Genomic DNA, 7,040 nt, shown 5'->3' on the forward strand with positions numbered 1-7,040 from the left:
CAGACAGCCCCCCACGCAGGGCCCGGGACACTATAGAGACATAAATCTGAAAGTCAATTTGCGAAAACCCAGGCGGCAGAGGGGTTCCAGCCCTGTTTTGGGGCGCCATAATCGGCCTAATACGACATTTATATAGGTCGCGCAATCCGCTTTTTGGGGTGGGTCTTTGCGTTGTCATTAGTTACCTAACTGTCTATACTCTGCGCCCGGCCGCTGATGCCTTGAAAGCCTGTAATCAGGCGGCTGGCACTCCCTTGGTGAGGGGTACCTGACCAGTGCACTTCCCGACAACTTGCCCTGTTTGTTAGGGGCCTCTAGTGTGAAAAAAGCCGTGAATAGCCAACGACCTGTAAACCTAGATCTCAGGACAATCAAACTCCCGATCACAGCTTATACGTCCATTCTGCACCGTATTTCCGGTGTCATCCTCTTTGTAGGCATTGCCGTGCTGCTGTTTGCGCTCGACAAGTCGCTGAGCTCCGAGGAAGGCTTTGCAGAAGTTAAGGCGTGTCTGACCAGTCCGCTGGCCAAGCTGATTGTTTGGGCGCTGTTGTCCGCCCTGCTGTACCACTTGGTGGCCGGTGTACGCCACCTGATCATGGACATGGGTGTCGGCGAGTCGCTGGAAGGCGGCAAGCTGGGCTCGAAGATCGTCATCGCCGTATCGGCGGTGGTCATCGTTCTGGCGGGGGTCTGGATATGGTAACCAACGTAACCAACTTCTCGCGCTCGGGCCTCTATGACTGGATGGCTCAGCGTGTATCTGCGGTCGTTCTCGCGGCTTTCTTCCTGTTCCTGATCGGCTACCTGGTAGTCCATCCGGGCCTTGGCTATGCCGAATGGCACGCCCTGTTCTCTTGCACCGCGATGCGCATCTTCAGTCTGCTGGCCCTGGTGGCCTTAGGCGTTCACGCCTGGGTCGGCATGTGGACCATCTCCACCGACTACCTGACGCCGATGGCGTTGGGCAAGTGGGCGACTGTCGTGCGTTTCCTCTTCCAGGCAGGTTGCGGCATTGCGATGTTCGCGTTCTTCGTCTGGGGTGTGCAGATTCTCTGGGGTGTCTGATCAATGTCTAGTATTCGTACTCTTTCCTATGACGCCATCATCGTTGGTGGCGGTGGTGCGGGCATGCGTGCCGCGCTGCAACTGGCTCAGGGCGGCCACAAGACCGCTGTAGTCACCAAGGTTTTTCCGACTCGCTCGCACACCGTGTCCGCTCAAGGCGGCATCACCTGCGCCATCGCTTCGGCCGACCCGAACGACGATTGGCGCTGGCACATGTACGACACCGTCAAGGGTTCCGACTACATCGGTGACCAGGACGCTATCGAATACATGTGCTCCGTCGGCCCTGAGGCCGTGTTCGAGCTGGAACACATGGGCCTGCCGTTCTCCCGTACCGAGCAGGGTCGCATCTACCAGCGTCCGTTCGGTGGCCAGTCCAAGGACTTCGGCAAGGGTGGCCAGGCCGCTCGTACTTGCGCCGCGGCCGACCGTACCGGTCACGCCCTGCTGCACACTCTGTACCAGGCCAACCTGAAAGCCGGCACCTCGTTCCTCAACGAGTGGTACGCCGTGGATCTGGTGAAGAACCAGGACGGCGCCGTGGTTGGCGTCATCGCCATCTGCATCGAGACGGGCGAAACCGTTTATATCCGTTCCAAGGCCGTGGTTCTGGCCACTGGCGGTGCCGGTCGCATCTACTCCTCGACCACCAATGCCCTGATCAACACCGGTGACGGCGTGGGCATGGCCCTGCGTGCTGGCGTGCCGGTGCAGGACATCGAGATGTGGCAGTTCCACCCGACCGGCATTGCCGGCGCCGGTGTACTGGTCACCGAGGGTTGCCGTGGTGAAGGTGGTTACCTGATCAACGCCCACGGCGAGCGTTTCATGGAGCGCTACGCGCCGAACGCCAAAGACCTGGCCGGTCGCGACGTGGTTGCCCGCTCCATGGTCAAGGAAGTGATCGCCGGCAACGGCTGTGGCCCGGACAAGGACCACGTGCTGCTGAAGCTCGATCACCTGGGTGAAGAAGTGCTGCACAGCCGCCTGCCAGGCATCTGCGAACTGTCCAAGACCTTCGCTCATGTCGACCCGGTTGTCGCTCCGGTTCCGGTGATCCCGACCTGCCACTACATGATGGGCGGCGTGGCCACCAACATTCATGGTCAGGCCATCACTCAGGATGCCAACGGTAACGACAAGATCATCGAAGGTCTGTTCGCTGTGGGCGAGGTGGCTTGCGTATCGGTACACGGTGCCAACCGCCTGGGCGGCAACTCGCTGCTCGACCTGGTGGTGTTCGGCCGCGCTGCCGGTATCCACTTGGAAAAAGCGCTGAAAGAGGGCGTCGAAGCCCGCGGTGCCAGTGAGACCGACATTGAGCTGTCGCTCAAGCGCCTGTCCGGCGTCAACGAGCGCAGCACTGGCGAAGACGTGGCTCCGCTGCGTAAGGAACTGCAGGCCTGCATGCAGAACTACTTCGGTGTATTCCGTACTGGCGAATACATGCAGAAGGGCATCGCCCAGCTGGCCGACCTGCGTGAGCGCATCGCCAACGTCAAGATCGCCGACAAGAGCCAGGCCTTCAACACCGCGCGCATCGAGGCGCTGGAGTTGCAGAACCTGCTGGAAGTGGCCGAAGCCACTGCGATCGCCGCCGATACCCGTACCGAGTCCCGTGGCGCCCATGCCCGCGAAGACTACGAGGATCGCGACGACACCAACTGGCTGTGCCACTCCCTGTACTTCCCGGGTGAGAAACGTGTTGCCAAGCGCGATGTAAACTTCGCGCCGAAGACCGTTCCTGCATTTGAACCCAAAGTACGTACTTATTAAGGGTGGCCAGCATGTCTCTTGGTAAAACTTTGCAAGTCAGCGTTTATCGCTACAACCCGGAAAAGGATGCCGCGCCGTTCATGCAGGACTTCACCGTCGACATCGACGGCAAGGACCTGATGGTGCTGGACATCCTGGCTCTGATCAAAGAGCAGGATGAAGGCTTCTCCTACCGTCGCTCCTGCCGTGAAGGCGTGTGCGGCTCCGACGGCATGAACATCAGCGGCAAGAACGGCCTGGCCTGCATCACTCCGATCTCTTCGGTGGTGAAGGGCAACAAGCTGGTCATTCGCCCGCTGCCGGGTCTGCCGGTCATTCGTGACCTGGTCGTCGATATGAGCATCTTCTACAAGCAGTACGAGAAGGTGCAGCCGTTCCTGCAGAACGATACTCCGGCCCCGGCCATCGAGCGTCTGCAGAGCCCGGAAGAGCGCGAGAAGCTGGATGGTCTGTACGAGTGCATCCTGTGCGCGTGCTGCTCCACCAGCTGCCCGTCCTTCTGGTGGAACCCGGACAAGTTCCTCGGTCCCGCTGCGTTGCTGCAGGCCTATCGTTTCCTGGCCGACAGCCGCGACACCAAGACCAACGAGCGTCTGGCGTCCCTGGATGACCCGTTCAGCGTGTTCCGCTGCCGCGGCATCATGAACTGCGTGAACGTGTGCCCCAAGGGTCTGAACCCGACCAAGGCCATCGGTCATGTACGTAACATGCTGCTGCAGAGCGGTACCTGATAGCGACACCGTTGCACCTGTGACACCTGCCCGGCGGAACGATCCGCCGGTGCAGTAAAACTCAGGACTCCAGCCCAAAAAGCCAGAGTCCTTACTTGAAAAGAAATGACGACCAGCAGGGGCATCCGGGCTGGTACCCGGACTATCTGCGGGATCCGTAGTGGCTTACCTAGTCGCTGCTTCAGGACTTTGAATGGCCGAGCTATGGCTTCCACGCCGGTGGTGTCCCCTTACCGAGGGTGACCAAGCATGCAAGAAAGCGTGATGCAGCGCATGTGGGAAAGCGCCCACCTATCCGGTGGAAACGCGGCCTACGTGGAAGAGCTCTATGAGCTCTACCTGCACGATCCCAACGCTGTGCCAGAAGAGTGGCGCACTTACTTCCAGAAATTGCCGACTGACGGCAATTCCGCCACTGACGTCTCGCACTCTACAGTCCGCGATCAGTTCGTGTTGCTGGCCAAGAACCAGCGCCGCGCACAACCGGTTTCTGCCGGCAGTGTCAGCAGCGAGCACGAGAAGAAGCAGGTGGAAGTACTGCGTCTGATCCAGGCTTACCGCATGCGCGGCCATCAGGCAGCAACGCTGGATCCTCTGGGTCTGTGGCAGCGTCCTGAGCCGGCCGACCTGGCGGTCAACCACTATGGTCTGACCAACGCCGACCTCGACACGACCTTCCGTACCGGTGAGTTGTACATCGGCAAGGAGGAGGCGACTCTACGAGAAATCCACGAGGCGCTGCAGCAGACATATTGTCGCACCATCGGTGCCGAGTTCACCCACATCGTCGATTCCGAGCAGCGCAAGTGGTTCCAGCAGCGTCTGGAAAGCGTGCGTGGTCGTCCGGCCTATTCCGCCGAGGTGCAAAGCCATGTGCTGGAGCGCCTGACCGCTGCCGAAGGCCTGGAAAAGTACCTGGGCACCAAGTACCCGGGCACCAAGCGTTTCGGTCTGGAAGGTGGCGAGAGTCTGATCCCGCTGCTGGACGAAATCATCCAGCGCTCCGGTTCCTACGGCACCCAGGAAATCGTCATCGGCATGGCCCACCGCGGTCGCCTCAACGTACTGGTCAACACCTTCGGCAAGAACCCGCGTGACCTGTTCGACGAGTTCGAAGGCAAGCAGGTCGAGGGTCTGTCGTCCGGTGACGTGAAGTACCACCAGGGCTTCTCCTCCAACGTCATGACCCCAGGCGGCGAAGTACACCTGGCGCTGGCGTTCAACCCGTCGCACCTGGAGATCGTTTCTCCGGTGGTCGAAGGTTCGGTACGCGCCCGTCAGGACCGTCGTCTCGACGGCAATGGCGACAAGGTGCTGCCGATTTCCATCCACGGTGACGCGGCGTTTGCCGGTCAGGGCGTGGTCATGGAAACCTTCCAGATGTCGCAGACTCGTGCCTACAAGACTGGCGGCACCATCCACCTGGTGATCAACAACCAGGTCGGCTTCACCACCAGCCGTGCCGACGACTCGCGCTCCACCGAATACGCCACCGACGTGGCGAAGATGATCCAGGCGCCGATCCTGCACGTGAACGGCGACGATCCGGAAGCGGTGCTGTTCGTCACCCAGCTGGCCGTCGACTACCGCATGCAGTTCAAGCGTGACGTGGTCATCGACCTGGTCTGCTACCGCCGTCGCGGTCACAACGAGGCCGACGAGCCGAGCGGCACCCAGCCGCTGATGTACCAGCAGATCGCCAAACAGCGCACCACCCGTGAACTGTATGCCGAGAGCCTGGTGCAGGGTGGTCGTATCGCCGACGAAGCGGTGAAGGCCAAGATCGAGGATTACCGCAACGCGCTGGACAATGGCCAGCATGTGGTCAAGAGCCTGGTCAAGGAGCCGAACAAGGAGCTGTTCGTCGACTGGCGTCCCTACCTGGGCCACGCCTGGACCGCGCGCCACGACACCCGTTTCGAGCTGAAGACCCTGCAGGATCTGGCCGGCAAGCTGCTGGAAGTGCCGGAAGGTTTCGTGCTGCAGCGCCAGGTCGCCAAGGTGATGGAAGACCGCGCCAAGATGACCGCCGGCGCCATGCCGATCAACTGGGGCTACGCCGAGAACCTGGCCTACGCCACGCTGTTGTTCGAAGGCCATCCGGTGCGCATGACCGGTCAGGACGTCGGTCGCGGTACCTTCTCGCACCGCCATGCGGCGCTGCACAACCAGAAGGACGCAACCACCTACCTGCCGCTGCAGAACCTCTACGAGGGGCAGCCGCGCTTCCAGCTGTACGACTCCTTCCTCTCGGAAGAAGCGGTGCTGGCCTTCGAATACGGCTACTCCACCACCATGCCCAACGCCTTGGTGATCTGGGAAGCCCAGTTCGGCGACTTCGCCAACGGTGCCCAGGTGGTATTCGACCAGTTCATCTCCAGTGGCGAGCACAAGTGGGGCCGTCTGTGCGGTCTGACCATGCTGCTGCCGCACGGTTATGAAGGGCAGGGTCCGGAGCACAGCTCCGCACGTCTGGAGCGCTTCCTGCAGTTGTGCGCCGAGCACAACATGCAGGTCTGCGTGCCGACCACGCCGGCGCAGGTCTACCACATGCTGCGTCGCCAGGTGATTCGCCCGCTGCGCAAACCGCTGGTGGTGCTGACGCCGAAGTCGCTGCTGCGCCATCCGTTGGCCATCTCGACCCTGGAAGAACTGGCAGAAGGCTCGTTCCAGACCGTTATCGGCGAGATCGATCCGATCGAACCGAAGAAGGTCGAGCGCGTGGTCCTGTGCAGTGGCAAGGTCTACTACGACCTGCTGGCCAAACGTCGTGCCGAAGGTCGCGAGGACATCGCCATCGTTCGCCTCGAGCAGCTCTATCCGTTCCCCGAGGATGATCTGACCGAAGCCCTGGCGCCGTACAAGAACCTCAAGCACATCGTCTGGTGTCAGGAAGAGCCGATGAACCAGGGCGCCTGGTACTGCAGTCAGCACCACATGCGTCGCGTCGCTACCGCACACAAGAAGGGCCTGTTCCTCGAGTACGCCGGCCGCGAGGCTTCGGCGGCTCCGGCCTGCGGCTACGCTTCGATGCACGCCGAGCAGCAGGAAAAGCTGCTCAACGACGCCTTTACTGTTTAACGCCTTCGCGTAGCGAGGCGGCGGCAAGGGCCGTCGCCTCCTTGAAGAAACCGAATTTAAGGAAACACACACAATGGCTATCGAGATCAAAGCCCCAACCTTCCCGGAATCGGTCGCCGACGGCACCGTGGCTACCTGGCACAAGAAGCCGGGCGATGCGGTACAGCGCGATGAGCTGATCGTCGACATCGAAACCGACAAGGTGGTGATGGAAGTACTCGCCGAAGCCGACGGCGTGCTTGCCGAGATCGTCAAGAACGAGGGCGACACCGTGCTGTCCGGCGAGCTGCTGGGCCGCCTGGGTGATGCCGGCGCCGCCGTTGCTGCGGCCCCGGCTGCTGCACCGGCCAGCGCCGCTGCTCCTGCCGCCGCTGCAGCCCCAGC

6 protein-coding genes are annotated in these 7,040 nt (G+C 61.4%); all 6 read left to right on the top strand.

What is annotated here, in order from left to right; genetic code table 11:
• Nucleotides 1-319 precede the first annotated feature (319 nt).
• A complete protein-coding gene (gene sdhC / locus AYB31_RS06355) occupies nucleotides 320-706 on the top strand; it encodes a succinate dehydrogenase, cytochrome b556 subunit (RefSeq protein ID WP_177332283.1) in 387 nt (128 codons plus the stop codon).
• Nucleotides 700-1,068: a succinate dehydrogenase, hydrophobic membrane anchor protein gene (sdhD, locus tag AYB31_RS06360; RefSeq protein WP_068826917.1), complete on the top strand. Its 369-nt coding sequence runs from the start codon at nucleotides 700-702 to the stop codon at nucleotides 1,066-1,068. The genes sdhC and sdhD overlap by 7 nt, the downstream gene beginning before the upstream one ends.
• Nucleotides 1,069-1,071: 3 nt before the next feature.
• A complete protein-coding gene (gene sdhA / locus AYB31_RS06365) occupies nucleotides 1,072-2,844 on the top strand; it encodes a succinate dehydrogenase flavoprotein subunit (protein ID WP_068826919.1) in 1,773 nt (590 codons plus the stop codon).
• Nucleotides 2,845-2,855: 11 nt separating this feature from the next.
• On the top strand, nucleotides 2,856-3,575 hold the full coding sequence (locus AYB31_RS06370; protein WP_068826922.1) for a succinate dehydrogenase iron-sulfur subunit: 720 nt from the start codon (nucleotides 2,856-2,858) through the stop codon (nucleotides 3,573-3,575).
• Between the two features lie 249 nt (nucleotides 3,576-3,824).
• Entirely contained in the window at nucleotides 3,825-6,656 is a 2,832-nt protein-coding gene (locus AYB31_RS06375) for a 2-oxoglutarate dehydrogenase E1 component (protein WP_068826924.1), read from the top strand.
• A gap of 73 nt (nucleotides 6,657-6,729) precedes the next feature.
• On the top strand, nucleotides 6,730-7,040 hold a 311-nt coding region (locus tag AYB31_RS06380), incomplete at its 3' end, for a biotin/lipoyl-containing protein (protein WP_330220001.1).

It is taken from the genome of Pseudomonas sp. BMS12, from assembly GCF_001592875.1.
Lineage (GTDB): Bacteria > Pseudomonadota > Gammaproteobacteria > Pseudomonadales > Pseudomonadaceae > Aquipseudomonas.

Coding starts and splice junctions, on each gene's coding strand:
- AYB31_RS06375 (WP_068826924.1), top strand. CDS start 3,825: ATGCAAGAAAGCGTGATGCAGCGCATGTGGGAAAGCGCCCACCTATCC.
- sdhA (WP_068826919.1), top strand. CDS start 1,072: ATGTCTAGTATTCGTACTCTTTCCTATGACGCCATCATCGTTGGTGGC.
- AYB31_RS06370 (WP_068826922.1), top strand. CDS start 2,856: ATGTCTCTTGGTAAAACTTTGCAAGTCAGCGTTTATCGCTACAACCCG.
- sdhD (WP_068826917.1), top strand. CDS start 700: ATGGTAACCAACGTAACCAACTTCTCGCGCTCGGGCCTCTATGACTGG.